The sequence below is a fragment of the Nonomuraea sediminis genome, from assembly GCF_018531495.1.
Lineage (GTDB): Bacteria > Actinomycetota > Actinomycetes > Streptosporangiales > Streptosporangiaceae > Nonomuraea > Nonomuraea sediminis.
In genome coordinates this window covers 284,226-310,776 of the sequence record NZ_JAHDTI010000005.1, presented here as the reverse complement: position 1 = coordinate 310,776, position 26,551 = coordinate 284,226, and the positions used below count along the sequence as shown (strand labels likewise).

Annotated in this window: 21 protein-coding genes; 9 read left to right on the top strand and 12 right to left on the bottom strand. The window is 70.8% G+C overall.

Features of this window, described 5'->3' with window-relative positions; translation table 11 throughout:
- Positions 1-158: 158 nt before the first annotated feature.
- Positions 159-2,792, top strand: a complete 2,634-nt coding sequence (gene ppdK, locus KIK09_RS25995; protein ID WP_214321952.1) for a pyruvate, phosphate dikinase — start codon at positions 159-161, stop codon at positions 2,790-2,792.
- Here ppdK and KIK09_RS25990 read toward each other — a convergent pair.
- Positions 2,789-4,258, bottom strand: coding sequence for a M48 family metallopeptidase (locus KIK09_RS25990; RefSeq protein ID WP_214321951.1), 1,470 nt, complete (start codon positions 4,256-4,258; stop codon positions 2,789-2,791). The genes ppdK and KIK09_RS25990 overlap by 4 nt on opposite strands.
- A gap of 78 nt (positions 4,259-4,336) precedes the next feature.
- Here KIK09_RS25990 and KIK09_RS25985 point away from each other — a divergent pair, with 78 nt between their 5' ends.
- Both KIK09_RS25985 and KIK09_RS25980 read left to right on the top strand, forming a co-directional pair.
- A complete protein-coding gene (locus KIK09_RS25985; protein WP_214321950.1) occupies positions 4,337-5,557 on the top strand; it encodes a deoxyguanosinetriphosphate triphosphohydrolase in 1,221 nt (406 codons plus the stop codon).
- 24 nt (positions 5,558-5,581) lie between these two features.
- Complete coding sequence (locus tag KIK09_RS25980) at positions 5,582-6,742, top strand: NAD(P)/FAD-dependent oxidoreductase (protein ID WP_250573769.1); 1,161 nt, start codon at positions 5,582-5,584, stop codon at positions 6,740-6,742.
- On the opposite strand, the gene KIK09_RS25975 is transcribed toward KIK09_RS25980, so the two are convergent.
- Both KIK09_RS25975 and KIK09_RS25970 read right to left on the bottom strand, forming a co-directional pair.
- Entirely contained in the window at positions 6,708-7,568 is an 861-nt protein-coding gene (locus KIK09_RS25975; RefSeq protein ID WP_214322167.1) for a M23 family metallopeptidase, read from the bottom strand. The genes KIK09_RS25980 and KIK09_RS25975 overlap by 35 nt on opposite strands.
- Before the next feature lie 341 nt (positions 7,569-7,909).
- Complete coding sequence (locus tag KIK09_RS25970) at positions 7,910-9,652, bottom strand: CBM35 domain-containing protein (protein WP_214321949.1); 1,743 nt, start codon at positions 9,650-9,652, stop codon at positions 7,910-7,912.
- Positions 9,653-9,914: 262 nt separating this feature from the next.
- On the opposite strand from KIK09_RS25970, the gene dnaG reads away from it, so the two are divergent.
- Together dnaG and rpoD are read left to right on the top strand one after the other, a co-directional pair.
- Positions 9,915-11,756 (top strand): DNA primase, encoded by a 1,842-nt coding sequence (gene dnaG, locus KIK09_RS25965; protein ID WP_214321948.1) that lies wholly within the window; start codon positions 9,915-9,917, stop codon positions 11,754-11,756.
- Between the two features lie 792 nt (positions 11,757-12,548).
- Complete coding sequence (gene rpoD / locus KIK09_RS25960; protein WP_372455682.1) at positions 12,549-13,652, top strand: RNA polymerase sigma factor RpoD; 1,104 nt, start codon at positions 12,549-12,551, stop codon at positions 13,650-13,652.
- 569 nt (positions 13,653-14,221) lie between these two features.
- Here rpoD and KIK09_RS25955 read toward each other — a convergent pair.
- The gene (locus tag KIK09_RS25955; protein WP_214321947.1) at positions 14,222-15,073 is read right to left on the bottom strand and encodes a haloalkane dehalogenase; all 852 of its coding nucleotides are present in this window, start codon (positions 15,071-15,073) and stop codon (positions 14,222-14,224) included.
- 81 nt (positions 15,074-15,154) lie between these two features.
- Between KIK09_RS25955 and KIK09_RS25950 the strand changes: the two genes are divergently transcribed.
- Positions 15,155-15,625, top strand: coding sequence for a MarR family winged helix-turn-helix transcriptional regulator (locus KIK09_RS25950; protein WP_214321946.1), 471 nt, complete (start codon positions 15,155-15,157; stop codon positions 15,623-15,625).
- Between the two features lie 184 nt (positions 15,626-15,809).
- Here the strand turns inward: KIK09_RS25950 and KIK09_RS25945 are convergent, their stop codons facing one another.
- The 7 genes from KIK09_RS25945 to KIK09_RS25915 are packed head-to-tail and all read right to left on the bottom strand — an operon-like array spanning position 15,810 to position 24,082.
- On the bottom strand, positions 15,810-16,616 hold the full coding sequence (locus KIK09_RS25945; RefSeq protein ID WP_214321945.1) for a glutamate ABC transporter substrate-binding protein: 807 nt from the start codon (positions 16,614-16,616) through the stop codon (positions 15,810-15,812).
- The gene (locus KIK09_RS25940; RefSeq protein ID WP_214321944.1) at positions 16,613-17,974 is read right to left on the bottom strand and encodes a GlnX family signal transduction membrane protein; all 1,362 of its coding nucleotides are present in this window, start codon (positions 17,972-17,974) and stop codon (positions 16,613-16,615) included. The genes KIK09_RS25945 and KIK09_RS25940 overlap by 4 nt, the downstream gene beginning before the upstream one ends.
- On the bottom strand, positions 17,971-18,603 hold the full coding sequence (locus tag KIK09_RS25935; RefSeq protein ID WP_214321943.1) for an FHA domain-containing protein: 633 nt from the start codon (positions 18,601-18,603) through the stop codon (positions 17,971-17,973). The genes KIK09_RS25940 and KIK09_RS25935 overlap by 4 nt, the downstream gene beginning before the upstream one ends.
- Positions 18,603-19,892, bottom strand: coding sequence for a vWA domain-containing protein (locus KIK09_RS25930; RefSeq protein ID WP_214321942.1), 1,290 nt, complete (start codon positions 19,890-19,892; stop codon positions 18,603-18,605). The genes KIK09_RS25935 and KIK09_RS25930 overlap by 1 nt, the downstream gene beginning before the upstream one ends.
- Positions 19,885-20,721 carry a PP2C family protein-serine/threonine phosphatase gene (locus KIK09_RS25925; protein ID WP_308164290.1) on the bottom strand — a complete coding sequence of 279 codons (837 nt, stop codon included), beginning with the start codon at positions 20,719-20,721 and terminating at the stop codon, positions 19,885-19,887. The genes KIK09_RS25930 and KIK09_RS25925 overlap by 8 nt, the downstream gene beginning before the upstream one ends.
- An 8-nt stretch (positions 20,722-20,729) precedes the next feature.
- Complete coding sequence (locus KIK09_RS25920; protein WP_250573767.1) at positions 20,730-22,916, bottom strand: serine/threonine-protein kinase; 2,187 nt, start codon at positions 22,914-22,916, stop codon at positions 20,730-20,732.
- Positions 22,913-24,082, bottom strand: a complete 1,170-nt coding sequence (locus tag KIK09_RS25915) for a hypothetical protein (RefSeq protein ID WP_214321940.1) — start codon at positions 24,080-24,082, stop codon at positions 22,913-22,915. Before KIK09_RS25915 ends, KIK09_RS25920 begins: the two co-directional genes overlap by 4 nt.
- A gap of 179 nt (positions 24,083-24,261) precedes the next feature.
- Here KIK09_RS25915 and KIK09_RS25910 point away from each other — a divergent pair, with 179 nt between their 5' ends.
- The 3 genes from KIK09_RS25910 to KIK09_RS25900 are packed head-to-tail and all read left to right on the top strand — an operon-like array spanning position 24,262 to position 26,197.
- A complete protein-coding gene (locus KIK09_RS25910) occupies positions 24,262-24,417 on the top strand; it encodes a hypothetical protein (protein WP_214321939.1) in 156 nt (51 codons plus the stop codon).
- A 32-nt stretch (positions 24,418-24,449) separates the two neighbouring features.
- On the top strand, positions 24,450-25,727 hold the full coding sequence (locus tag KIK09_RS25905; protein WP_214321938.1) for an amylo-alpha-1,6-glucosidase: 1,278 nt from the start codon (positions 24,450-24,452) through the stop codon (positions 25,725-25,727).
- Positions 25,724-26,197, top strand: a complete 474-nt coding sequence (locus tag KIK09_RS25900) for a hypothetical protein (RefSeq protein ID WP_214321937.1) — start codon at positions 25,724-25,726, stop codon at positions 26,195-26,197. Before KIK09_RS25905 ends, KIK09_RS25900 begins: the two co-directional genes overlap by 4 nt.
- Here KIK09_RS25900 and KIK09_RS25895 read toward each other — a convergent pair.
- On the bottom strand, positions 26,194-26,496 hold the full coding sequence (locus KIK09_RS25895; RefSeq protein WP_214321936.1) for a YtxH domain-containing protein: 303 nt from the start codon (positions 26,494-26,496) through the stop codon (positions 26,194-26,196). The two genes, KIK09_RS25900 and KIK09_RS25895, sit on opposite strands and share 4 nt — an antisense overlap.
- Between the last annotated feature and the right edge of the window lie 55 nt (positions 26,497-26,551).

The window sequence follows — 26,551 nt, the reverse complement described above, 5'->3', positions numbered from 1 at the left end:
CAATTGGTATAAACCAATTCGCCTCTCACCAGAATTTTAATTGGATTAGACCGGTTATAGGTGGTTCACCTGGGGAAACGGTGAGTTAGCCGATGGGTGCAGTTTCATCATCAATACCGCCTGTAGAGTCCGGGTCAGAGGCGTCGATTGGAGCTGTGGTGGCCAAGTTCGTTTACGACTTCACCGAGGGCAACAGGAATCTCAAGGACTTGCTCGGCGGCAAGGGAGCCAACCTTGCCGAGATGACCAACCTTGGGCTTCCCGTCCCTCCCGGGTTCACGATCACCACTGAGGCATGTCGTCACTATCTGGCGGAGGGTGCCGTCCCTGACGGCCTCGAGGCCGAGGTCGCCGGGCACCTGGCCGCGCTCGAGGAGCGCATGGGCAGGAAACTCGGCCAGGCCGACGACCCGCTGCTGGTCAGCGTCCGCTCGGGGGCCAAGTTCTCCATGCCGGGCATGATGGACACCGTCCTCAACATCGGGCTCAACGACGAGTCCGTCCAGGGCCTGGCCAAGCAGGCCGGCGGCAACGAGCGCTTCGCCTGGGACTCCTACCGCAGGCTCATCCAGATGTTCGGCAAGACCGTCCTGGGTGTCGAGGGCGAGCTGTTCGAAGAGGCCCTCGACGCGCTCAAGGGCTCCCGCCAGGACACCGACCTGACCGCCGCCGAGCTGCGCGGCCTGGTCGAGACGTACAAGGGCGTCGTGCGCGAGCAGACCGGCAGGGACTTCCCCGCCGACCCGCGCGAGCAGATGCGCCTGGCCGTCCAGGCGGTCTTCGAGTCGTGGAACGCGCCACGCGCCATCCTCTACCGCCGCCAGGAGCGCATCCCCGCCGACCTGGGCACCGCGGTCAACATCGTGGCCATGGTCTTCGGCAACGTCGGCCCCGACTCCGGCACCGGCGTCGCCTTCACCCGCGACCCGAGCTCGGGCCACCAGGGCGTCTACGGGGACTACCTGCAGAACGCCCAGGGCGAGGACGTGGTCGCCGGCATCCGCAACACCATCCCGCTGCAGGAGCTCGAGCGGATCGACAAGAGCTCCTACGGCGAGCTCATGCAGATCATGGAGACCCTGGAGAACCACTACAGGGACCTGTGCGACATCGAGTTCACCATCGAGCGCGGCAAGCTGTGGATGCTGCAGACCCGCGTCGGCAAGCGCACCGCGGCCGCCGCCTTCCGCATCGCCACCCAGCTCGTCGACCAGGGCCTGATCGGCCTGGACGAGGCCGTCACCCGCGTCACGGGCGACCAGCTCGCCCAGCTGATGTTCCCGCGCTTCGACGCGTCCGCGGAACGCAGGAAGATCACCCAGGGCATGAACGCCTCGCCCGGCGCCGCCGTGGGCAAAGCCGTCTTCTCCTCCGAGCGCGCGGTCGAGCTCGCCGCGCGGGGCGAGGACGTCATCCTGGTACGCCGCGAGACCAACCCGGACGACCTGTCCGGCATGATCGCCGCGCGCGGCATCCTGACCAGCCGCGGCGGCAAGACCTCGCACGCCGCCGTGGTGGCCCGCGGCATGGGCAAGACCTGCGTCTGCGGCGCCGAGCAGCTCGACGTCTCGGCCAAGGAACTGCGCTTCACCGCCCCCGAGGGCGTCGTCGTCAACGAGGGCGACGTGATCTCCATCGACGGCAGCACCGGCGAGGTGTTCCTCGGCGAGGTCGCGGTCATGGACCCGCCCGTGGTCGAGTACTTCGAGGGCCGCCAGGTCGACGACGAACTGGTCAAGGCCGTCGACCGGATCATGCGCAGGGCCGACGAGGTACGCCGCCTGCGCGTGCGGGCCAACGCCGACGCGCCCGAGGACGCCGCCCGCGCCCGCCGCTTCGGCGCCCAGGGCATCGGGCTGTGCCGTACCGAGCACATGTTCCTGGGCGAGCGCAGGCAGCTCGTGGAGGACCTGGTGCTGGCCTCCGACGACAAGGAACGGCAGGCCGCGCTGGACGCCCTGGAGCCCCTGCAGAAGCAGGACTTCATCGGCATCTTCCGCGCCATGGACGAGCTGCCGGTGACGATCCGGCTGATCGACCCGCCGCTGCACGAGTTCCTGCCCGACCTCACCGAGCTCTCGATCAAGGTGGCCACGGGGGACGCCTCGGACAAGGACCGCACGCTGCTGGCCGCCGTCAAGCGGCTGCACGAGCAGAATCCCATGCTGGGCCTGCGGGGCGTACGGCTCGGCCTGGTCATCCCCGGGCTGTTCGCGATGCAGGTCCGGGCCATCGCCGAGGCGGCCCGCGAGGTGCCGGGCGCCCGCCCGGAGATCATGATCCCGCTGGTGGCGGCCGTGCAGGAGCTGGAGGCGGTCCGCGAGGAGGCCACCTCGATCCTGCGCGAGACGGGCGTCGACGCCCTGATCGGCACCATGATCGAGACGCCGCGGGCGGCGCTGACCGCCGGGCAGATCGCCGAGGCGGCCGAGTTCTTCTCCTTCGGCACCAACGACCTGACGCAGATGACGTGGGGCTTCTCCCGCGACGACGTCGAGGCCGCGTTCTTCTCCCGCTACCTGGAGCTGGGCGTCTTCGGCGTCTCCCCGTTCGAGACCCTGGACCGTGACGGCGTCGGCCGCCTGGTCAAGCTGGCCGCGGACGAGGGCAGGGCCACGCGCCCGAACCTGCACCTGGGCATCTGCGGTGAGCACGGCGGCGACCCCGACTCGGTCCACTTCTGCCACGAGGCGGGACTGGACTACGTCTCCTGCTCGCCGTTCAGGATCCCCGTGGCACGCCTGGAGGCAGGCAGGGCCGCGCTGACGGGCAACGACTCCGACACCCGTTAGTCGGGCACGTAGTCGTAGGGCACGCCCTGGTTGCCGAGCCACTCGCGCAACCCGGGCACGGCCGAGGAGTCACCCGCCACCCGGGCGGCGTACTCGGCCAGCCGTACCTCCTCGCCGTCGTCGAACAGCAGACGGGCTGGGCCCGACCAGGACAGGTGCCAGCGGGCCTGGCCGTGCGTGATGAGCACGCCCTCCAGCGCCCGGACGAGCACGCCCGACAGCAGCGTCTCGGACGGGTTCCAGCCGAGGGCGCGCAGTTCGGCCTCCAGCGCCGCCTGCTGCCCGCGGGCCATCGCCTCGAAGGCGGCGTCCAGGTAGGGCTTGGTGGCGCCCATCACCTTCTGGCCCGCCATGGCCAGGTCGCGCAGCGCCTCGGCGTTGCGGGTGAAGTACGTCCCCTCGGCCACCAGTTCCTCCCAGGAGACCGCGCGCAGCGCCAGCGCCTCGTCGGTCCACAGCGAGTGCTCCACGGCCTGCACGGCCATGTCCGGGTCGCGCAGCAGGGTCAGCGCCGGGCGGGGGTCGGGCACCAGCATGGGCTCGGGCAGGTGCCCGATCGCGGCCAGCCGGTCGGCCAGGCTCGGATGCGAGTCGTAGGGCGAGGTCCGCTCCGGCTCGGCGCCCGCCTGGGCCACCTCGGCCTGCCGTACCGGGTCGTCCATCAGGGCGCGGAAGCCGCCGAAGACCTTCGTCGGCCGCGCGCCCGCCACGCCCGCCAGCGCGAGGTAGTTGCCGGCGTACAGGTCCCAGGCGGCGGCGGTGGCGTGGATCTTGCGCAGCGCCTCGCTCGTGGCCTGACGGCCGCCGATCGCCACCGCCAGCTGGTCCGCCTCGAGCTCCTGCCGTCGCGACACGGCCTGCGAGGCGCGCAGGTAGAGCTTGGCGTACAGGGCGAACAGCCGCTGGATGAACGGGTGGTTGGACAAGCCCGCCACGGTCGCGATCAGCGACACCCGCCCGCGGTAGACGGGCGCGCCCAACCGGGTGTGCGCGCCGCTGTAGTGGCCGAGCTCATGCCCCAGCACGGCGCGCATCTCGTCCACCGTGAGCTGCTGCAGCAGCGGCAGCCCGATGTACATGCGGCGCCGGGTGGCCCGCAGGCCCAGCATCTTGGTGTCCTCCGACACGGCGGCGTTGACCTCGGCGACCAGGCGCAGCTCGTCGGGCGGAGCGGTGCGCACCCGCAGGGCCAGGTCCTCGACCGTCTGCCAGAGCACCGGCTCCTGCTCGCGGGTGACCGACACGCCCGGCTGCTCGCCCGAGCGCCGCCTGCCCGCCATGAACAGCGCCTGCACCAGCGCGCCCGCGGCCAGCGTCAGCACGATCGCCACCTTCAGCTCGGCGGCCCCGAATCTGACGAAAAGGAGAACATCGAAGAACACCGCGGCGGCCAGCACCAGGCCGACCAGAACATAGAAGCCCGCCAGCAACGCGAAGGCCAACACTGCACGGAACGCTGTCGTCATGAGGTGAGGCTCCGGGGGAGGGGTACCGGCGGTCTCGACACTAGCGGAGACCGAATAGCGGATAAAATCGCAGCACTTATGACCCGCTACGACGCGCACGACCAGGAGCGGTGGGTGCCGGAACCGCCCGGCAACCCTGAGCGGAGCGCGTTCGAACGCGACAGGGCCCGCGTGCTCCACAGCGCCGCGCTGCGCAGGCTGGCCGCGAAGACCCAGGTGGTGGGGCCGGTCGAGGCGCCCGGCGGCGGCCAGCACATCCCCCGCACCCGGCTCACGCACTCGCTGGAGTGCGCACAGGTCGGCAGGGAGATGGGCGCCACCCTCGGCGTCGACCCCGACCTGGTCGAGACCGCCTGCCTGGCCCACGACCTGGGGCATCCGCCTTTCGGCCACAACGGCGAGATGGCGCTCAACCAGCTGGCCGCCTCCTGCGGCGGGTTCGAGGGCAACGCGCAGAGCCTGCGCCTGCTGACCAGGCTGGAGGCCAAGGTGCTCACCGAGACCGGCACGAGCGCCGGGCTCAACCTGACCAGAGCCGCGCTGGACGCCTCCATCAAGTACCCGTGGACCAGGTCCGTGTCGGCGAAGTTCGGCGTCTACGAGGACGACCTGCCCGTGTTCGGGTGGATCAGGGACGGCGCCCCCGAGGGCCGCGTCAGCTTCGAGGCGCAGATCATGGACTGGGCCGACGACGTCGCCTATTCCGTCCACGACCTCGAGGACGCCCTGCACTCCGGCCACGTCACGCCCGAGGCGCTGCGCTCGCCGATCGAGCGCAGTCAGGTCTGCGAGCTCACCCGCGCCTGGTACGCGCCCGACGCCGAGTGCGCCGAGCTGGAGGAGGTCTTCGCCCGCCTGGTCGCCGACCCGCTCTGGCCGCGCCACTTCGCCGCCACGCTCGCCGACCTGGCCGGGCTCAAGGCCCTCACCAGCGGGCTCATCGGACGCTTCTGCAGGTCCGCGCAGACCGCCACACTCGGCGCGTACGGCTCGCGCCACCGCGCCGACCTGATCGTGCCCAGGGCCACCCGGCTGGAATGCGCGCTGCTCAAGGGCATCACCGCCCACTACGTCATGACCACCGACGACCACCACGCCGTCCAGGCCCGCCAGCGGGACCTGATCACCGAGCTGGCCTCGCTGATCACGCTGGGCGCGCCCGTCACGCTGGAACCCGCCTTCAGGCCCGCCTTCCAGGGGGCGGCCGACGACGCGGCCAGGATGCGGGTGGTGATCGACCAGATCGCCTCGCTCACCGACACCTCGGCCGTGGCCTGGCACAAGCGCCTTTCCGGATGACTTCGGCGGGCGGATACTTGAACAATGGCCAGATTTGTGATCCTCGGTGCCGGTCTGGCGGGGGCCAAAGCGGCGCAGACACTGCGTGAAGAAGGCTTCGACGACGAGATCGTGCTGATCGGCGCGGAGACCGAACGGCCCTACGAACGACCGCCGCTGTCGAAGGAATACCTTCAAGGCAAGAGCGAGCGCGAGAAGATCTTCGTTCACGAACCCGGCTGGTACGCCGAGCACGACGTGGACCTCCGGCTCGGCGTCCGCGCCACGGGCATCGACCTGGAGGGGCACACCGTCAGGCTCTCCGACGGCTCGCGCCTTCCGTACGACAAGCTGCTCATCGCCACCGGCTCCACGGCCAGGCGCCTGCCTGGGCCCGCGCTCTACCTGCGCACGGTCGGCGAGAGCGAGGTCCTGCGCGAGCGCCTGGCCGCCGCCGAGCGGGTGATCGTGGTCGGCGCCGGATGGATCGGCCTGGAGGTGTCGGCCGCCGCCCGGCTGGCCGGATGCGAGGTCACCATCGTCGAGCCCGCGCCCACGCCGCTGCACGTCCCGCTCGGGCCCGAACTCGGCGAGGTCTTCGCCCGCGTGCAGCGCGGCCACGGCGTCGAACTGCGGCATGGCACCGCGGTCGCCGAGATCACCTCCACCGGGGTAACGCTCAGCACCGGCGAGCGCCTCCAATCCGACCTCGTCGTCGCCGGCATCGGCGCCGCGCCCGAGGTCGGGCTGGCCCGCGAGGCCGGTCTCGACGTCGGCGACGGCATCCTCACCGACGCCTCGCTGCGCACCTCGCACCCCGACGTCTACGCCGCCGGCGACGTCGCCGAGTCCTTCAACCCGCTGTACGGCAGGCGGCTGCGCGTCGAGCACTGGGCCAACGCGCTGAACGGCGGGCCCGCGGCGGCCAGGTCCATGCTCGGGCAGGACGTCGTCTACGACCGCGTGCCGTACTTCTTCACCGACCAGTTCGAGCTGGGGATGGAGTTCTCCGGCGACGTGACCGGGTACGACGAGATCGCCTACCGCGGGTCCGTGGAGGACCTGGAGTTCATCGCCTACTGGCTGCGCGACGGCCGGGTGATCGCCGGGATGAACGTCAACGTCTGGGACGTGGTCGGCGAGATCCAGGAGCTGATCCGCTCCAAGGCCGTCATCCCTGCGAAGCAGCTATCGTCGGGATCGTGACCGGCGGCTCGGTGGGCTGGCTGGTCTTGGCCGACTGCGGCTGCTTCTTCGACTTGCACTGGACCGCGCACTTCGGCGTCTCGCCCATCCTGGCGCGCATCGCGAACGTGGCGTCCCGCGGCGACAGCGTCGGGTTGCCCGACAGCCAGGCGTCCAGGTAGTCCCACGGGTTGACCATGCCGCGGCGCACCCACCAGTACTGCGGGCCGGTCTTCCAGGAGATCGCGAAGTACAGGTTCGTGCCCGCGTCACGGGCGTTGCCCGACTTGCCGATCGTGCCGAGGGTCTGGCCCGCCCCGACCCGCATGCCGGGCTTGATCCCGTCGGTGACCGTGTCCAGGTGGCCGCCGAGATACCGGACGCCGTCGTCGCCGATGATCGTGACGAAGCGGCCCTCGCGGTCCTGGCCCATGTCCGTTGACGGGCGCCACTTGTTGCGGCCGTTGACCTCGTCGACCACGCCGCTCACCGGGGCCACGAACGCGCAGCCCTTCGCCGCCCAGATGGTCGTCTTCGGCAGCACGAGCAGCTTGCGCTGGTAGGTGATCCTGCAGCCCTTGACGGGGAAGACGTAGCTGTACTTCGACACCTTCGGCGGGGGCACCCTGACCGGGTCCTCGCCCTGCGGCCGGACCGCCGCCTGGTGGCCGGGCGTGGGGCTGGGGGTGGGGATCGTCGCGGTCACCTCGGGGGTGCTCGTCGCCGGCGGTGTGGTGGCCGCCTGGGCGCTGACGCCCGCGAGGCCAGGCGCCTTCGCGCAGGCACCGGTCAGCAGCATGGCACCCGTGGCGACCAGCGCCAGCCGTCCGATATGCCCCGATCGCATGATCTCCACCCGTGTCACGGTATCGCCGACAACCTTTCCCTTTTTAGCCGACGGCGGAGATGAGCATGGCACGTTTCCCGCTTTCCCGTTACATGCGGGTATCTCCGGATACCTCCCCGTTTACGCAGGGTCCCGGCAACGTCACGCGTTCGAGCCGACCTATCCGGTCCCGCGCCTTGTCACGGCGGCCCTTCGGTCTCCGGCCCCACCCGGTCCCGTGCCTTGTTATGGCGGGATGTGTCATCACCTGAGTGCCGTGATGGACAGAGGCCCGCGCAAGGCGACGGGGAGCGGGTGGGGTGGCGGTAGCCGTACAACCTCATGAAAGACGGCGAGAGAGCCTATTGCGGTGCTGTGGTGATGAAGTCGTCAGGTTTCATGACGACGGGGGATTCGACATACAGGCTGCGGTACTCGTCCTGGATGCCGCCGTTGTGGATCTGGATGGCCAGCGGGCCGACCTGGCCGGCGGTGACGTCCTTGAACCCGAGGACCGGCACCGCTGTGCAGGTGGGGGCGCCGGCCGTGAGCGGGCAGCAGGCCATCTTGGCCTGGCCCGTCGACTGGTTGGCGACGATCTCGCACTGCGCCCAGTTATGGACATCCCACTTTGTGTGCGGATATGTCGTGAACAGGGAGCCTCCGCTGTCGTTGTGGCCGGGACGGTAGTCCCAGTGGCCGCCGTTGGGCGGCTGGAACTGGATGGCGCTCAGCGCGTCGCGGATCGGGTTCGTCGTGCCCCAGATCAGGACCGTGGGCGCGTGGTCGCCGGTCACCTGGCGCACGCTGAAGATCCAGCGGAACGTGCCGACCTGCTGCTTGTTGTAGTAGATCCAGCCCCTGCCGGCCGTCCCTGTGCCGTGGATGGCGCCGTTCTGCACGATCCAACCGGCCGGGTTGTGCGGCGTCCAGCCGTTCAGCGTCGTGCCGTCGAACATCGGCACCAGGTTCGGGTCACCGTACGGGTTGGTCGAGGCGGGCGTGTGGACCCGCAGGTCGGGACTGGGCGGCGACACGTTGCCCGCCGCGTCGCGGGCGACGACGTGGACCACGTGGTCGGCGTCGGCGTTCAGCCCCCCGCACGTGCCCGTCGTGGTCCGTGTCGTGCCGCACGGCGTCGTGCCGCCGTCGGCGAACAGGTCGTAGGCGGCCACGCCCACGTCGTCGCTCGAGGCGGGCCAGGTCGCCGTGACGCTGCTCGGCGTGATCGCGGTCTGCGCGGGCTGTCCGGGAGCCGTGGGCGCCTGGGAGTCGACCGGCGAGACCGTCAGCTTGTCCAGGTTCGGGCCGCCCGTCGCGGTGGTGGCCGTCGCCCTGACGGTGTTCGTCCCGGCGTTCAGCTGGGCGGGGATCGCGACGTCCGCCCAGGTGTCCCAGTTCGCGGTCGGCGGGAACGGCCCGGCGGTCACGGTCCCGTTGACCGAGACGTCCAGCGGGCGGTTGCCCGTGGTGCCGTTGGCGTAGCGCAGGGTCAGGGTGGCCCGGCCCGCGGCGGGCGAGGTGATCGTCCACTCGACGTAGCCGCCCGTGGTGTTGACGTAGTCCACGAAGCCGGAGCCCGTGAACCCGGTGTGGTTGGACGCCACGCTCGCCTGCGACAGGGTGGCGGACTCGGCCTGGTAGACGGAGCTCTGGTCGATCTCCACGTAGTCCAGGTTCGGATTGCCGCCCGAGCCGGTCGCGGTGATGCGCACGGTGTTGGCGCCCGGGCGCAGCGGGGCGTCGAGCGTGTAGGTGGCCCAGGTGTCCCAGGTGCCCGTCCCCGCGAAGGCGTGCGCGGTGACGACCGCCGTGCCGTTGACGGAGACCGTGGCGGGACGGGAGGTGGTCGTGCCGTTGGCGTAACGGATGGCCAGGCTCGCCGGTCCCGAGGCGGTCACGGTGAACTCGACGTAGCTGCCGGACACGTTGTCGCCGTTGACGTACCCGGTGCCTGAGTAGCCTGTGTGGGTGGTCTCCAGGACGCCCTGGGAGATCGTGGCGTTCTCCGCCTCGTAGCGGACGGCGGCCGCCTGGGCGGGTGACATGCCGCTCAGGGCGGCCGCGAGCAGGGCCAAGGCAACCAGTGCTGCCCGTAACACCATGGTGCGCTCCTTAGGCCGATTGATTGCTTTTGTTAAGAAAATTTCCTAACAGTGCAAACATCGGATCATTCGCGTGCCGGGTCGTCAAGACCCGTCACGATGGTTCCCGTGCCTCGTTGCGGTGAGACGGGTCATCGCCCGAGTACCGTGCTCGACGGGTGCCCGCGCGGGTCGGCGGGTGGCGGGTGGGGGCGGCTCGCCGTACGACCAGAAAGCTCCGATGACGGCGGAAAGCGTCGGTGCGCGGCAATACACTCGATCCGTGGCTGGACGGATCCGTGATGTCGACATTGCGCTCGTGCGCGAGCGGTCTCCGATCGCCGATGTGATCGGCGAGCACATCCAGTTGCGGAACGCGGGCGGAGGCAACCTCAAGGGCCTGTGCCCCTTCCACGATGAGAAGTCCCCCTCCTTCAACGTGACCCCCGAACGCGGCATGTACTTCTGCTTCGGCTGCGGCGAAGGCGGCGACGTGATCACGTTCGTCGAGAAGATCGAGCATCTGGGGTTCAGCGAGGCTGTCGAGAGGCTGGCGCAGCGGGCCGGGATCCAGCTGCAGTACGAGCAGGGCGGCTACGTGCCGCGGCGCGACCATGGGGAGCGGGCGCGGCTGATCGAGGCGCACAGGGCCGCCGCGGAGTTCTACCGTGACAAGCTGCTGACCCCGGAGGCCGCGATCGGGCGGCGGTTCCTGTCGGAGCGGGGGTTCGAGCGGGCCGACGCCGAGACCTTCGGCGTGGGCTACGCGCCCAACGAGTGGGAGGCGCTGGCCCGGCACCTGATGCAGCGCGGGTTCGCCGCCGAGGAGCTGATCAAGGGCGGGCTGGCCAAGGAGGGGCGGCGCGGTCCGATCGACCGCTTCCGCGGGCGGCTGATCTGGCCGATCAGGGACGCCACCGGCGACGTGATCGGGTTCGGCGCGCGCAAGCTGATCGACTCCGACGACGGCCCGAAATACCTGAACACCCCCGAATCCCCGCTGTACAAGAAGTCCCAGGTGCTCTACGGGATCGACCTGGCCAAGCGGGAGATCTCCAAGCGGTCGCAGGCAGTGATCGTCGAGGGTTACACCGACGTGATGGCCTGCCACCTCGCGGGTGTGCCGACCGCGGTGGCCACCTGCGGCACCTCGTTCGGCGAGGAGCACATCAAGGTGCTGCGGCGCTTCCTGCTCGACCAGTCGGCCGCCACGGGTGAGGTGATCTTCACCTTCGACGGCGACGCGGCGGGGCAGAAGGCGGCGCTGCGGGCCTTCGCCGACGAGCAGAAGTTCGTCACCCAGACCTACGTGGCCATCCAGCCCGACGGGCTCGACCCCTGTGACCTGCGCATCAAGCAGGGCGACGCGGCCGTGCGCGACCTGGTCGCCTCGCGGGAGCCGCTGTTCCAGTTCGCGATCCGCTCCACCATCTCCCGTTACGACCTGCGCAGCAACGAAGGCAAGATCGCCGCGCTCGACGCCGCGGCGCCCATCGTGGCCGGGATCAAGGACGTCGGCCTGCGCAAGCGCTACGCCATCGACCTCGACCGCTGGCTCGGCTTCATGGACGAGCGCTTCGTCATGCAGCGCATCGCCGAGGTCGGCGGCGCCCAGCAGGGACGCCCGCAGCGCGCGCCCAGGGCCGCGCCCGTCGACCCGAACGTGAAGGTCGAAGGCGAGCTGCTCAAGCTGGCCGTGCAGCGTCCCGCGCTGCTCGGGCCGCGCTTCGACGCGCTCGACACGCAGGCGTTCACCGCGCCCGACCACGTCGCGCTGCACACCGTCGTCGTCGCCGCCGGCGGCACGGCCGCCGCAGGCCACGGCGGGCGCGAGTGGGTCGACCGGCTGCTCGACCACGCGCCCGACGAGGCGGCTCGGGCGCTGGTGACGCGCTTCGCCGTCGAGGCCATCCGCGCCGACTCCCACGTCGAGGAGCGGTACGGCGCGGCCATGCTCGCCGCCATCGAGGCCATCGCCGTCGACCGTGCCATCGCCCAGGTCAAGTCCCGCATCCAGCGGCTCAATCCGGTCGAGGAGCAGCAGGAGTACAACAAGCTGTTCGGCGAACTGGTAGCCCTCGAACAACAACGCCGCCTCCTCCGCGACCGCGCCGCCGGCAGCTGACCCCGCACGACCCCGGGCACACCTGACACCACCGCCCCCCGGGCAAGACACCTGCGCTGACCAGACACCACAGCGGTCGCCCCGGCGCCGGGGCGGCGAGGCCAGGGCTTGCGCGGGCCAGGCGCCACGGTGGTCGCCCCTGGCGCGGGGTCGGCGGGATGTGGTGCGGCGGTTGTCGGCGCCCTTGTACGGCGGGCAACACGGGATCTGGGGCTGCGGGCGTGCCTGACGCCGCCGTGCCCGCTGGAGGCCGGGCGGGGCGTCGCGGTGGGGCGCCAGGTGACAGGGTCTGCGCGGGCTGGGCGCCACGGCGGTCGCCCTGGTGCCGGGTCGGCGGGGTGCGGTGCGGCGGTTGTTGGCGCCCTTGTGCGGCGGAAGACCCGGGTGCTCGGGAAAGCGGGTGGAGGGCTTGCCGTACTGGATGTCAGGTGCGTTCTATGGGGACGGTCCGCAGTGGTGAGTGATCTTTGGAGCGCGACAAAGCGCGATTTCCCGGTGGTTGTAAGGGAATCTGGTGAGAAGTCGCCCGAAGAGCATGTTTAGCGGGCATCTGGGCAGGGTGAGCGTGCGCCCGGCGCTGGAGAGCCGCCGGGCGCGCCAAACCTGATCGCGTAATTGACTTTACTTTCCTGATCAAACTCAGGCTAAACCTTAAATAGATCTCAATTTGGTAAGCAGCAACGTCTTACCTTCAGTGACAAAAATGGGTCTGCCATTTTATGGAACCAATACTGCAGACTGTGTCCCGTGGGTGCATCGGTGCTGCCAAGCGGCCCGCCATCGGTAGATCAGGTGGCGGACCTCGTCGCGAAGGGAAGGGAGCGCGGAAGCGTAACCGTCGATGACGTTGCCGCCGCGCTTGACCGATCCGAGTTGCCGTCCGACGCGCTGGAACGCGTCGTGCGCATGCTCGCCGAGAACGGTGTGGAGGTCCTCGAGCCCCAAGACTCCGAGGAGACCACCCGCACCGAGGACGAAGACGTAGGCAAGCGGGCGCCGACCAGCGATCTGGTCCGTATCTACCTCAGAGAGATCGGACGCGTCCCGCTGCTCACCGCTGAGGAGGAGGTGGAGCTCGCCAAGTCGATAGAAGCCGGCCTGTTCGCCGAGGACAAGCTGGCCAGCGGGGTCTCGCGCCTGGCCTTCCCGGAATTCAGGGAACTCGTCTGGCAGGGCACCAGGGCCAAACAGCGCCTCATCGAGGCCAACCTCCGGCTCGTGGTGTCGATAGCCAAACGGTACGTCGGCCGCGGCATGCTGTTCCTCGACCTGATCCAGGAGGGCAACCTGGGCCTGATCCGGGCGGTGGAGAAGTTCGACTACACCAAGGGCTACAAGTTCTCCACGTACGCCACCTGGTGGATCAGGCAGGCGATCACCCGGGCGATAGCCGACCAGGCGCGCACGATCCGCATCCCCGTCCACATGGTGGAGACCATCAACAAGCTGGTCAGGGTTCAGCGCCAGCTCCACCAGGACCTGGGTCGCGAGCCGATCCCCGAGGAGATCGCCAAGGAGATGGACCTGCCGGTCGACCGCGTGGTGGAGATCCAGCGGATCGCGCAGGAGCCGGTCTCCCTGCAGTCGCCCATCGGCGAGGAGGACTCCGACCTCGGTGACTTCATCGAGGACGCCGACGCGGTCGTGCCCATGGAGGCGGCGGCCTTCATCATGCTGCAGGACCAGCTCGACGACATCCTGGCCACGCTCTCCGACAGGGAGCAGCGCATCATCCAGCTCCGCTTCGGGCTGGCCGACGGGCATCCGCGCACGCTTGAGGAGGTGGGGCGCGAGTTCGGCGTCACCAGGGAACGGATCCGCCAGATCGAGTCCAAGACCCTGGCCAAGCTCCGCCACCCGACCCGCGCCCAGATGCTGCGCGACTATCTGGACTAGGTGGAATTCGGCGGGCCCGGGACCTTTCCCGGGCCCGCCGCGCTTAGCGGACGTGTGCTTTCCCAGGCCCGCGGCGATTGGTGGGACGTGTGCTTTCCTCGGGCCCGCGGCGCTTTGCGGGACTTGCGCATGTACGGCAGGCCACCGCCACCGGCCGCCCGCCGTACTCCGGCTGAGGACCCGCGCCCGGCGCTTCCGGCGAGTCGATGACACTCCCCGCCGCCACGGCGCTCCGCGAGACGGGCACCACGGCCCCCTCGCCCGCCGTACAGGGCGCCGGTCCACCGCCGTACACCTCCTCGCCGACCCCGGCGCGGAGGGGGCTCGCCGTAGGGGGTGCTGGTCGGGCGCCGTACATCGCGCCGGTGGATCGTCGTGCACCTTCTCGCCGACCCCGGCGCGGGGGGTGGGCTCGCCGTATGGGGTGTCGGTTGGGCGCCGTACATCGCGCCGGTCGACCGCCATACATCTCCTCGCCGACCCCGGCGCGGAGGGGCGCTCGCCGTACAGGGCGTCGGATGGCCGTCTGTGCATCTTCCGCAGAGCTGGCGCCCGGGAGGGGTTGTGGGTCAGGTGAGGGAGTAGTGGGTGGTCCATTCTGTGAGGGCGGTGGCGATGGCGTCGGGCTGGTCTTCGGTGGCGTGGTGGCCGGCGGGGCCGACGTGGACGTGTTCCAAGGACGCGATGTTCTGCTCGCACCACGTGGCCAGCTCGTCGGTGATGAGCAGCGTGGGGGAGGAGTCGAAGGTGAGCAGCAGCTTGGGCACGTCGTCGCTGGTGGCGAGCCACTTGCCGTAGGCCTCCACGCGCGAGGCGACGTCCGCCGGCTCGCCGTCGAGCGGGATCGACCGCGTCCAGCGCAGCAGCGGGCGGCGGCTCTCCCGAGTGGGGTACGGCGCGCGGTACGGCTCGAGCTCCTCGGGGGTCAGCGGGTTGAGCACGCCGCCGGTGAAGGCCGTGTCGATCAGGAAGGTCTGGTCGAGCACGAGCGCCTCCCCCTCGGGGGTCCTGAGCTTCTGACCGCGGGCGCGGGCCTGGTCCGACAGCTCCGACCAGGACATCGGACGCACGATGGTCTCGAAGAAGGCCACGCCGCGCACCCGGTCGGGGTGACGGGCCGCCCAGTCGAAGGCGAGCGCCCCGCCCCAGTCGTGCCCCACGAGCACTACCTGGTCAAGCCCGAGCGCGTCGAACCAGGCGTCAAGGTAGCGGGCGTGGTCGTCGAAGCTGTAGCCGATCTCCGGCTTGCCCGACCGCCCCATGCCGATCAGGTCTGGCGCGAGCACCCGTCCGGGCATGTGCGGCAGGACGTCCCTCCAGGCGTGGGAGGAGGAAGGGTTGCCGTGCAAGAAGACGATCGGCGCGCCGCTGCCGCGCTCCTCGTAGTGGATGGTCGAGTCGAGCACATCGATGGTAGGCATCTGTTAGTCTCCCTAACGTTTGTGACGCTAACGAAGTTACATCGTTAGTGCGACTAACGCAAGGGGCCTAGGATCGTGACCATGGATGAAAGCGGACACCTCGGCGACACCACGGAAACACCGGCACGGCTGCGCGGGTTGCCGAGCAGGCTGCTGTCGATGGCCGCGGCGCACGCGGACCGCCTCATCACCGCGGGCCTGGCGGCGCAGGACGCGCGCAAATGGCACTACGCCGTGCTCGTCGCGCTCGACGACTCGGGGCCCGCCAGCCAGGCCACGCTGAGCCGCCGCACCGGCATCTACCGCAGTGACCTGGTGGCCGTGATCAACGAACTGGCCGAGCATGACCTGGTCGAGCGCGCCCCCGACCCCGACGACCGCCGCCGCAACGTCATCACGCTCACCGACCGGGGCCGCGCGCACCTGGAACGCCTCGACGAGGTCCTGGAGACCCTCCAGGACGACCTGCTCGCCCCCCTCGCCCCGCAGGAGCGCGCGACCCTCGCCGCGCTGCTGACCCGCCTCGTCGACCACCACGGCCGGCGCTCGTAGGGGTTCCGGGCGCCGTTACGGCGGGCCACCGTCACCGACTCGCCGCGAGCGCCGGTCACGGGCCCTCAGCCGGAGTACGGCGGGCGGCGGGTTCCCAGGGCATGCCGTACAAGAAAGAGCCGTACGGGAAAGAGCCGTACAGCAGGCGAGGCGGGCCGTGGGAACGGCCCGCCTCGGACGATCGCTAGGAGCAGCCCTCGAACTGGGGGACGGCGATCGTGGTGAGGGACAGACCCGCCTTGTCGAACCAGCGGTGGAGGAGCCGGGCCGCCGTCCCGTCCTGGTACATGTCGGTGATCGCCCGGTTCACCGCCTCGCACCCCTCGACGTCCGTCTTGCGGAGCCCGATCCCGGTCCGCTGCTCGTTGAACTTGGCGTTGACGAGCTTCATCCCGTCGTTGGTCGCGGCCAGCCCGGCCAGGATGACGTCGTCGGTGGTGATGACGTCCAGCTGGGAGGACTTCAGCATCTGCACGCACGTGGCGTAGTCGGCGACGGGCACCACCTGCGCCTGCACCTTGCGCTCCTCGATCACGCGCTGGGCCGCGTTCGACCCCTTGACCTGGCAGATCCTGCGGCCCTTCAGGTCACGCACGTTGTCGATGCCGGTCTCGTCCTTGCGGACCAGCAGGTCCTGGTAGGCGATGATGTACGGCCCGCCGAACAGGACCTTCGCCTTGCGGTCCTGGCTGATGGTGTAGGAGGCGAGCACCATGTCGACGTTTCCTGAGGTCAGCGCCGACTCCCGCTGCGCGGCGAGCACGGGGGTGAACTCGATCTCGGCGCCAAGCTTCTTGCCGATGTAGCGGGCCACGTCGACGTCGAACCCCTCGAAGGTGCCGTCCGGCTTCTTGACGCCGATCAGCGGCAGGTCCGGCCGTACGCCGACGATGAGCTTGTCCTTGCCCACGATGGTCTCCGGCGACCCGGACCCGCAGGCCGCGGCGACCAGCGAGACCAGGACGAGCGCGACGGGCAGCAGCCGCTTCATCGGTACTCCTTGAGCCGTGGCCACACCCCGGCGACGACCAGCAGTCCGATGGCCGCGATCGCGAAGGGGAGCAGCCGCCACAGGGTGTCGAGCGCGTTCTCGCCCGAGGCGCTGGCCTCGAGGAACACCTTCTGGTGCTGGTCGGACAGGGTCAGCAGCGCCTTGTCGTAGTTGTCGTAGGCGGTGTCGACGTCGCCGAGGCGCTGGGAGACGGCCTGGACGGGCTGCCCCGACAGAGCCAGCCGCCTGGCCTCCCGGTCTGCCGCCTGGAACTGGGTGAAGGAGTCGATGACCGGCTTGCCGTACGGCCCGGCGAGCTGCGTGCCGAGCAGGCCCAGGTAGTCCTTGGCGCCGGAGGCGACCTTGGTCTGGTAGGCGTCCAGGTTGGTGGCGGCCAGGTAGACGACGGTCTGCGACTTGTCGAGGAAGGTGTGCTCGTAGGTGTCCGCGCGGCCCTTGTCCAGCAGGTAGCGGCTCTGGTCGCCGTGCAGGCTGTTGCTGATGGCGCGGGCCTTGGCCAGCGACAGCACCGAGTCGAAGCCGGTCACCTTGGCGGTGCGCAGATCGTTCTCCTCCTTGCCGAGCACGCTCACCCCCGCCACCAGCGACGCCAGCGTCACCGCCGTCGCCACCAGCAGCGCGGGACCGAAGACCCGGCGGAAGCGCCTGGACAGGTACAGCTGCAGCCACCCCAGGCAGCCGAGCGCGAGCAGCCCGGCCACCACGATCGCGAAGCGCAGGAGCGGGATCTGGGCGGACTTCTCGTCGTAGGTGGCGCGGACGATCGTGCCGCTCTCCAGCGTCAGGTTGTAGGCCTGCGGCAGGATGACCATCTTCATCAGGTCGGTGGCCTGCCGGTAGGTCTGCACCACGTTGGTCGGCGGCGCGCCCGCCAGGTGTCCCGACTGCTCGTCGAGCAGCAGGGCCCGGGCGGCGAGTTGCTCGTAGCGGCCGAGCGAGTCGAGCACCGACTGGACGGTGCGCTGCCCCGCCGGGTTGTTGCCCGACAGCTCGAACGCCTTGAGCAGCGCCTGGTGCGCCTCCGCGCGCCGCTGTTCGTAGCGGGCGAGGGCGTCCTTGCGCTCCTGGGCGTAGCCGCGTCCCATCACCAGCGCGTCGGCCACCTGCGTGTCCATGTCGCTCAGGCCCAGGTAGAGCCCGGCGGTGGCGACCACCTGCGGCCCCGAGTCGCGTCCGATCACCCGCAGCCCCTCGCGGGCGCTCGAACTGCCCACGGCCAGCGCCGAGAACAGCAGCGCGAGGGCGAGCACGCTCACGCCGGTGATGACGCGGATGCGGCCGGGGATGCTGCGCCGTACCTCCACCGGAGCCGGCGGCGCGGCCTGCACCATGGTCATGGCGTCCCCTCGCGGATCGTGATGACCGTCCACGCGCCCACGTGGATGCGGTCGCCAGGCCCCACGGGCACGGGCTGGTTGATCGGCAGCACGCGGCCGTTGACCTGGGTGCCGTTGGCCGAGCCAGGGTCGACGAGCAGCCACGAGCCGTCAGGCTGCTCGAGCAGTACGGCATGCAGATGCGACACGCCGGGATCCTCGGGCGGCCCGCTCAGGTCGATCTCCGGCTGCAGCCCGCGGGCCTTGCTCCGCCGCCCGATGCGGACCTCCGGACCCGCCAGCGCGAAGGAACGTTCCGGGCAGTAGTGCGGGAACTGCATGGCCGCGGCGTCGGGCCCGCCCTCGGCGACGATCTTCTCGTAGTAGGTCCGGTCGGCGGCCGTGACGGCCTCCCAGCGCACCCCCACCGTCGGCGGCTGGAACTGGACCGGGGCGCTCGCGCCGCTGAAGTCGTGGCCGCACACCTCGCAGAACTGCCCCGCGCGCGGTGTCTGGCACACCGGGCAGAGCTCCGCGTCGGCCGGGGGAGGCGTGCTCGCCTGGGGAGCCGGCGCCCCGCCGATCTGGGCGCCGCACACGTCGCAGTAGTCGTCGGAACCCGACGGATGGCCCTGCGGGCAGGTCGCCATCAGCCCTCCTCGTTCTTGCGCAGCCGGCTGGTGCGGACCGAGCCGGTGTCGAGCTCGATCTCGTCGTTCTTGTCCACGTCGCGGCGCAGCCTGGCGGTGCCGGTGCCGGGATCGACCTCCACGACCTTGTCGAGCAGCCGGGCGGTGTCCTCGCGGCCCGACTCCTGGGCCAGCTGCTTGGCCTTGGCCAGGCGGGCGGTCGCGGTGTCGACGTCGCCGGCGGCGCGGGCGCTGAGGCCGTCCTGGATGAGCTCGTGCAGCTCGGCCTGCCCGGTGTAGTGGGCGACCTTGCGGTTGAGCTGGGTGGACTGCGCCAGGTCGTCGGTCCACTGGGCCAGGACGTTGCCGCTGGCGAAGACCTCCTGGGTGTCGGGCAGCACGAGCTTGACCCAGCCTGCCCTGATCTCCTGGCCGATCTGGCCCGGCGGGACCTCCACGCACAGGTGGTACTCGCGTTCCTCGGTGCCCCACGAGCCGGTCGGGTAGTCGCCGGTGAGCGGGTTGATGTCGGTGCGCTTGCCGGTCAGGTCGAGCAGCGTGGGGGAGACCTGCTTGACGAACTTCAGCCTGGCCGTCTGCGGGATCCAGACCCGCATCGCCAGCTCGGCCACGGTCTTCGCCATCGACGTCTGGGTGATCTTCTGGAAGAAGGCGGCCAGGTCGCTCTGGTCGCGGACGAAGTCGAAGGTGCCGAGCAGCGCGTCGGCCACCTTGCGCAGCTCGGCGGGCACCCAGTCGGCACCCACGCCCAGGCTGTCGCAGGTGAAGTGGCCCTCGCAGTGCGCCAGTGCCGCGGCGAAGCGCTCGGGCCCCTCGTTGTTCTGCCCGTCGGTCATCAGGACGGCGTGCTTGATCGCGCCCGGCTGGGTGGACAGCAGGTTCTGGGCGAGCAGCAGCCACTGGCCGATCGAGGTGCCGCCGTTGGCGTTCAGCCGCCCGATCGCCTGCTGGGCCTCGGCCCTGGTGGCCGCCGAGGCCCGCACGAGCTGGTTGCCGCGCGGGTAGACGACCTTGGCCGTGTCGGTCCCGGCGATCACCGCGAAGTACGCGCCGTCGCGCAGGGTCTGCACAGCGGTGGCCGCGGCCTGCCTGGCTTCCCTGATCTTGCTGCCGCTCATCGAGCCCGAGGTGTCGATGATGATGACCTCGGCCGCCTCGGACGGTGCCGAGGTGGTGGTGGTCACCTGTCCCGTGGAGGAGATGGTGAGGATGGCGTGCACCTCGCGCCCGTCCAGCGGGAGGTACTTGTTCTGGTCGATGTGGAGCGTGAACGTGGGCTGGTCACCCATGCGAGCCTCCAAAGGGGATCAGGACGATGGTCACGTTGTCTTGCCCGCCGGAGTCGAGTGCGTGGCGCAGCAGCACGCGGGCCAGGTCCAGGGGGTTGTCGGATGTGGGGAAGGGGTAGCCGTTGAGGTAGCGCCACAGGCCGTCGCTGCACACGAGCAGCAGTCCTGGCTGCCTCGGTGCGAGCGTGCGAGTCCGCAGCTCGACGTCGCCGGAGTCGGCGCCGAGCCATGCGGTGATCTCGCCGGTCGGAACGGCGTCGTCCTCGGTGAGCAGTACGCCCTGTCCTCGCTCCGCCACGGATCCTTCAGGGCCGGGCAGCCAGTACGCCCGCGTGTCCCCGGCCCAGCCGAGCGTGATCTGCTCGGCGGTGACGACGGCGGAGACGTAGGTGCAGGCCGGGGCGTCGTCGATGGAGGTGGCCAGCGCGTTGACCGCCTGGCCTGCCAGCTCGAAGGCCTTCTCCTGCGACGAGCCCTCGGCCAGCGCGGCCGAGGCCGTGGCGACCGCCACCGCGGAGGCCTGGTCGGCGCGGGGCGAGCTGCCCACCCCGTCGCAGACCACGGTGACGATCGCGCCGTCGACGGCCAGCAGGGCCATGGCGTCCTCGTTGCGGCTGCGGCGCAGGCCACGGTCGGTCACTCCGGCCGCGCCGCCCTCGAGCTCAAGCTCGGAGTGGTCGCGACCGGTCGGCTGGCGGACGCCGCAGCGCTCGCAGTAGCCGTCGGGGTCCACGGCGGGGGCGCCGCACGCCGTACAGGCGGGGGCGCCCAGCGGATGGCCGCAGGCCTCGCAGAAGGAGTCCCCGGCCACGACCGGGGTCTCGCACACGGGACAGTTCATATCCAGGTCCTGGGTCGGATGGCGTTGGCGCGGTTGACGAGCACGTGCTTCTCCTGGCGGGTGTCGGCCGAGGAGGCGAGCCTGCGCAGGGTCGCCTCGAGCTGCCTGCGCATGCCTGCGTCGGTGAGCGGGGCGCCGGCCAGGCTCATGCTGCCGGGCGGCCGGTTGCCCGCCGCCAGCCAGCGCAGCGCGGCCTCGAGCAGCTCGGCGGTGAGCGACTCGCGCCGCCGCGGCGCCACCTCGACCAGGTCGTCGAGGCGTTCCGCGGCGTCGGTGAGCTGCTCGGGCTTGACCCGGTCGACCGCGTGGTGGCGGGCGATGGAGGCCACCAGCGCCATGTCGGCGGCCACCCGGTGGCTGGAGGAGGAGGGCACCTCGTCGAGCACCGTGACCCGGCCCGTCCTGGCCAGGCCGAAGGCGGCGCTGACGTAGGAGCGGTCGGTGCGCCACACGCTGGTGTACCAGGGCGACGGGTCCTGGCCCGCGCACTCCAGCGCGAAGGCCAGGGCCAGCTTGGGCGCGAGCTCGCCCGGCAGCATGGAGAAGCACGCGTCGAAGTACTGCACGGCCTGCCCGGCGTTGCCGGAGGTCAGCGCGTGCACGCCGCGGTACCAGGTGAGGCGCCAGTCGCCGCCGATCGCCCGCTCGGCCTGATCCAGCTCCTGGAGCGTGGCGGCGGTGTGGTCGCCGCCCTGCTCCGCCATGAGGCGGATCTTGGTCAGCATGGCCTCGGGCGTCTGCTGCATCCCGCTCACCTGGGCGATCAGCTGCACGGGGTCGCGCCCCACCAGCCCCGCGAGGGCGCCGGTGGCCGGGTCGAGCGGGTCCATCAGCGGCACGGGCAGCGCCCTGGCCGCCGCCAGCGGGTCGAGCGGGTCGAACACCCTGCCGGTGTCCTGCGACAGCGAGGCGCCTGCCGCCAGCCGCTCGGGCCCGAACAACCTCGAGGGCGCCGGGTACGGCACGCCGTCGGCGATCGCCGACACCTCGCGCAGCACCCCGACCAGCTGGTCCTCCATGTCCACCGCGCTGGCGAACCTGAGGTTGGGGTCGTGCGCGGTGGCCCTGCGCAGCAGCCGGGCGAACGACTCGTTCCCGCAGTCCTGCGGCAGCGGCGTCGCCTGCCCGCTCTTGGCCGGGCTGAAGTTCTGGATGGCCAGTACGGCCAGCGTCCGCGCCACCGTGTACAGGTCGGAGGCCACCGAGGAGGGCTGGGTGTCCAGCTCGGGCGCGTGGTAGCCGACCGTGGCCCACGAGGTGCCCGGCGGCGAGCCGATGCGCTGGACGGCGCCCAGGTCGATCAGCTTGAGCCGCTTGCCGACGCGGATGACGTTGGCCGGTTTGAGGTCGCAGTAGACCACGCCCTGCTCGTGCAGGTAGCTGAAGGCCCGCAGGATCTCGCGGCCGTACATGAGCGTCTCGCGCAGCGGGATCGGGCCCTGGCGGCGCAGCTCGTGCAGCGACTGGCCGCCGACGTACTCCATGACGATGTAGCCGAGCCCGGCCGAGCGCTGGAAGTTGAAGATCTTGACGATGTTGGGGTGGTCGACCGTGGTCAGGAAGCGCCGCTCGGCCTCGGCCGCCGCGAGCGCCTCGGCGTCGGCGGTGTTGAGCAGGCCCTTGAGCACCACCCAGCGGCCGTCCAGGTTCTCGTCGGCGGCCAGGTAGATCCAGCCGAGCCCGCCGTGCGCCAGGCAGCCGAGCACCCGGTACTGGGCGGCGACCAGGTCGCCCTTGCCCAGCTTGGGGGTGAAGGAGAACTGGGTACGGCAGTGCGGGCAGAACCCCTCGGGCAGGCCGGGCCGTCCGCTGCGGGAACGGCCGACGGGCTTGCCGCAGGCCGGGTTGGCGCAGAAGCGCTTGTCCTCCGGCACCTCGGGGTTGGCCAGGACCGCGGTCGAGGGGTCGCGGTAGGGGATGGGCGGCAGGTCGTCGAGCGCGTCGCCGAGCACGCCGGCCCGGGAGCGGCCGCTGCTCGTGGGGCCCGTCATCTGCCTGCTGAGCGGGGTGCTCATGCCCCTGCTCACCGGCGCGGTGTCGGGTGCGGCGGGGCCGGGCAGCACCTGGCCCGTCTGAATGGGCGGCGGACTCCCGGCCTGCTGGGCCGGGGCGGCGGCGCCGCAGAGGTCGCAGTAGCCGTCCTCGATCGTCCCGGTGCATCCGGGCTGTGCGCAGCGGGTCATCGCCCACCTCCGTGGATCGCACGCTGGTACAGGTCGACGGCCTCGGCCGCCCTCGTGAGGTCGCAGGGGGCGCTCCAGAGCAGCACCCTGGCCTGCTGGTAGGCCTGGACGGTGGCGGGGTCCTCGGCCCGCCCCCGCCGCACGGCCATCGCCTGGGTGGCCTCGAGCCGTCCGCGCAGCTCGTCGCGCCTGCCCACCAGGCCGTACAGCGCCTTGGCCGTGGCCTGCGCCTGGCGCAGCGCCTTGGCCACGGAGCCTTCGAGCGCCGTCAGGCGCCCCGATCTGTTCAGCCAGGTGTCGGCCGAGACGTCGAGCGCGTCGAGCTCGGCGGCCAGGTCCTCGGCGCGGCTCCTGGGGGAGGCCTGCGGCGGCAGGGCGATCTTCACGACCACCTGGCCGTGGGCCAGCCGTGCCTCGCTCTCGGCGCCCCTGACCCGGTCGAGCGCGGCGACCAGGTCCTCGCGGCGCCTGCCGTACTCGCGCTTGACCTGCAGCGCGCGCTCCAGGTCGGTGCGCGAGCCGGACAGGAGGGCGGCGATGCGGTCGAGCTCGGCCGCGGACGGCGGGGAGCCGAGGGGGTCTTCGACCGCGGCGCCGCGCAGGCGCTTGAGGTCGGTCTGTACCTGGGTCAGGTCGAGGCTCTCGCCCAGTTCGGCCTGCAGGTCGTGGATGGCGCGCAGCTGGGCGTCGGCGTCGTCCAGGCGGGGCAGGCAGGTGTTCCAGGCCGCGTCGATGTCGGTGAGGGTGCCGGTGACCTCGCGGAAGGCGGCGTCCATCCGGGTCACCGTCTCGTCCATGGTCAGGCGCTCGTCGGCCTGCGGCAGCAGCGAGCGCTGCTCGACGGGCTTGGCGGCGGCCTTCAGCACCACCGAGCGTCCGGCCAGCAACGCGGTCAGCTCGGCCAGCTCGTCGGAGCCGAGCCTGCCGCGGCTCGCCCTGATCTGCTCGGCGTCGCGTAAGACGGCACGGTAGGCGTCGTAGAGGCCCCACAGGGTGGCCAGCGCGGCCTGTGCCGCCTGCCAGCGCTGTTGGGTGGCTCCCCGTAAGTTCGATCCCTTGAGCAGCTGGTAGGTGGTGTGCGACTCAAGGTCGAGCAGGTCGCCGGAGATCCTGTCGCGCTCGTCGGCGCGGGCGCGCAAGGCGTATTCGGCGCCTTCCCTGCTCATTGGTGGTCCCTGGCCCATCACACTCCCCGTGAGAAGGGTCCCCCTTGGCCCGATTCACTCGGCTTAACGGCAAGCATGGCGGGTTGGTTCCTGCCGGGGTAAGGGGGGTCCCTGACTTGTCCCTGATTCAACCCTGTAACACCTGCAATTGGCTTAAACGATCTCGTAACGTCGAAGCCATGGGACGCATTCTTCTGATCATCGCCGCGATCATCGCCGCCTTCATCCTCATCGGCCCCCTCGTGGGGTTCGCCTTCACGCTCCTGAAGTGGGGGCTCATCATCGGTGCCGTCGTCTTCGGTGTCATGCTCGTGTCGAAGTGGGCCCGAACGTAGCGCTGTAGGACAACGGGGCGCATAGTGGGTTGATGGAGGCGCGGCCAGCGGTCGACGATGCCGCGCTCGGGCGCGAGGCGCTGTCCGTGCTCGAGGCGAACTGGACGGGGACCGCCACTGTGCCCGCGCCCGGCCTCTACCCCCACCAGTGGAGCTGGGACTCCGCCTTCGTGGCGATCGGGCTGGCCAGACACCGGCCCGACCGGGCCAGGGCCGAGCTGCTCAGCCTGCTGAACGGGCAGTGGTCGACCGGCATGGTGCCGCACATCGTCTTCCACACCCCCGAGGCGTACTTCCCTGGACCGTCCGTCTGGCGCTCGCAGGACCACGAGGCCGCGCCGCGCGGCGTGCTCACCTCGGGCCTGACCGCGCCGCCGCTGCACGCGCTGGCCATCTGGTGGCTGTGGCGGCACGCCGGCGACGCCGACCTGGTCAGGCAGGTCTACCCGGCGCTCAGCGCACAGCACGCCTACCTGTCCACCGCCCGCGATCTGGGCGGCGCGGGGCTGGCGGCGATCGTGCACCCCTGGGAGTCGGGCATGGACGACAGCCCCGCCTGGGACCAGCCGCTGGCCGCCCTCCCCGAGATCAGGTACGGCTACCGCAACGTCGACCTCGAACAACGACACCCCGACAGCGACCACGACCGCTACGTCTGGCTCGCCCTGGCCTACCGCAACTCCGGATACCGGCCCGAGTACCTGCGCGACGAGCACCCGTTCGCCATCGAGGACCCGATGTTCAACGGGATCTGGCTGGCCTCCTGCCAGGCGATGGCCGAACTGGCGCCGGTGGCGGGCGCCGACCCCGTGCCGCACACCGAGCAGGCCGAGCGCATCAGGCGCGCGCTGCTCGAACGGCTGTGGGACGGCTGCTTCTACGCCCGCGACCTGCGCGCCGACCAGCTCATCAAGGTCTGCACCGTGGGCGGCTTCGGCCCGCTGCTCGATCCCGGGCTGCCCGGCGACCGGGTCAGCGCGGCCATCGACATCCTGGAGTCCGCCCGCTTCATGGGCGCCACCGGCTACCCGGTGCCCAGCTGCGAGATTCGCGCCGCCCAGTTCGACCGCACCCGCTACTGGCGCGGCCCGTCCTGGGTGAACACCAACTGGCTGCTGCGCAGGGCCGCCGCCGTACACGACCGCGTCGCCCTCGGCCAGCAACTGGCCAACGGCACGCTGCGGCTGGTACGGCAGGCCGGCTTCCGCGAGTGCTTCGACCCCTTCGACGGCAGCGGGCGCGGCTGCAGGGACTTCAGCTGGAGCGCGGCGCTCACCCTGGATCTGCTCGCCGATACCGTGGAGCAATGAGCTTTCTGCGCCGCCTGCCTGCCGATGTCCGCAAGTCCCTGGCGACCGAGCCGGGCGAGCGGGTGCTGACGTTCGCCCAGGGGGAGGACGGCTACGTGGTGGCGACCAACCTGGCGCTGTTCCTGGCCGACGGTACGCGCGTGCCGTACGAGACGATCGACAGGGCCGTGTGGGACGAGGACGGGCTGCGCGTCCTGACCACCGCGGGCGAGGTCCGCCTCGAGCGGCTGACCGAGCCGCGCATGTTGCCCGAGACCGTGCGCGAGCGCGTCAACGCCACCATCGTCGTCAACAAGCACGTCGACCTGCCGGGGCGCGGCGGCGTCCGGCTGGTGGCCAGGCGCAGGCCGGGCGGCGAGGTGCTCGGCTGGACGCTCGTCTTCGACGACGGCCTCGACCCCGACGACCCCGGCCTGCGCGCCCAGGCGGAACAGGCACTCGAAGGAGTGCGGCGCAGCATGGGCGTCTAGTACGGGATGCTCGGCTCCTCCGGTTTGCTCTCCTCGTCGGGCCAGCCGGTGCCCGTCTCGTGCTCGGCCGACCTCAAGAACGGGATCCGCTGCTGCAGCACGCCGCCCACCTTGCTCTTGGCGGCCCCGGCCGCCTTCGACACCTGCGCGCCCATCAGGCCCGCGGCCTCCTGCACCGTCGGGCTGTCGGCAACCCGCCTGGCCGCGCGCTTGATCTGCTCGTACCGCTCGCGGCCCGCCCTGCTGCCCAGCACATAGCCGATGACCAGCCCGGCAGCGAACGCCATCCGATATCGCATCTTCCACCTCCGCTGTCTCCGGGCCTACCCCGCTCACGATGCGACACGCACTCCC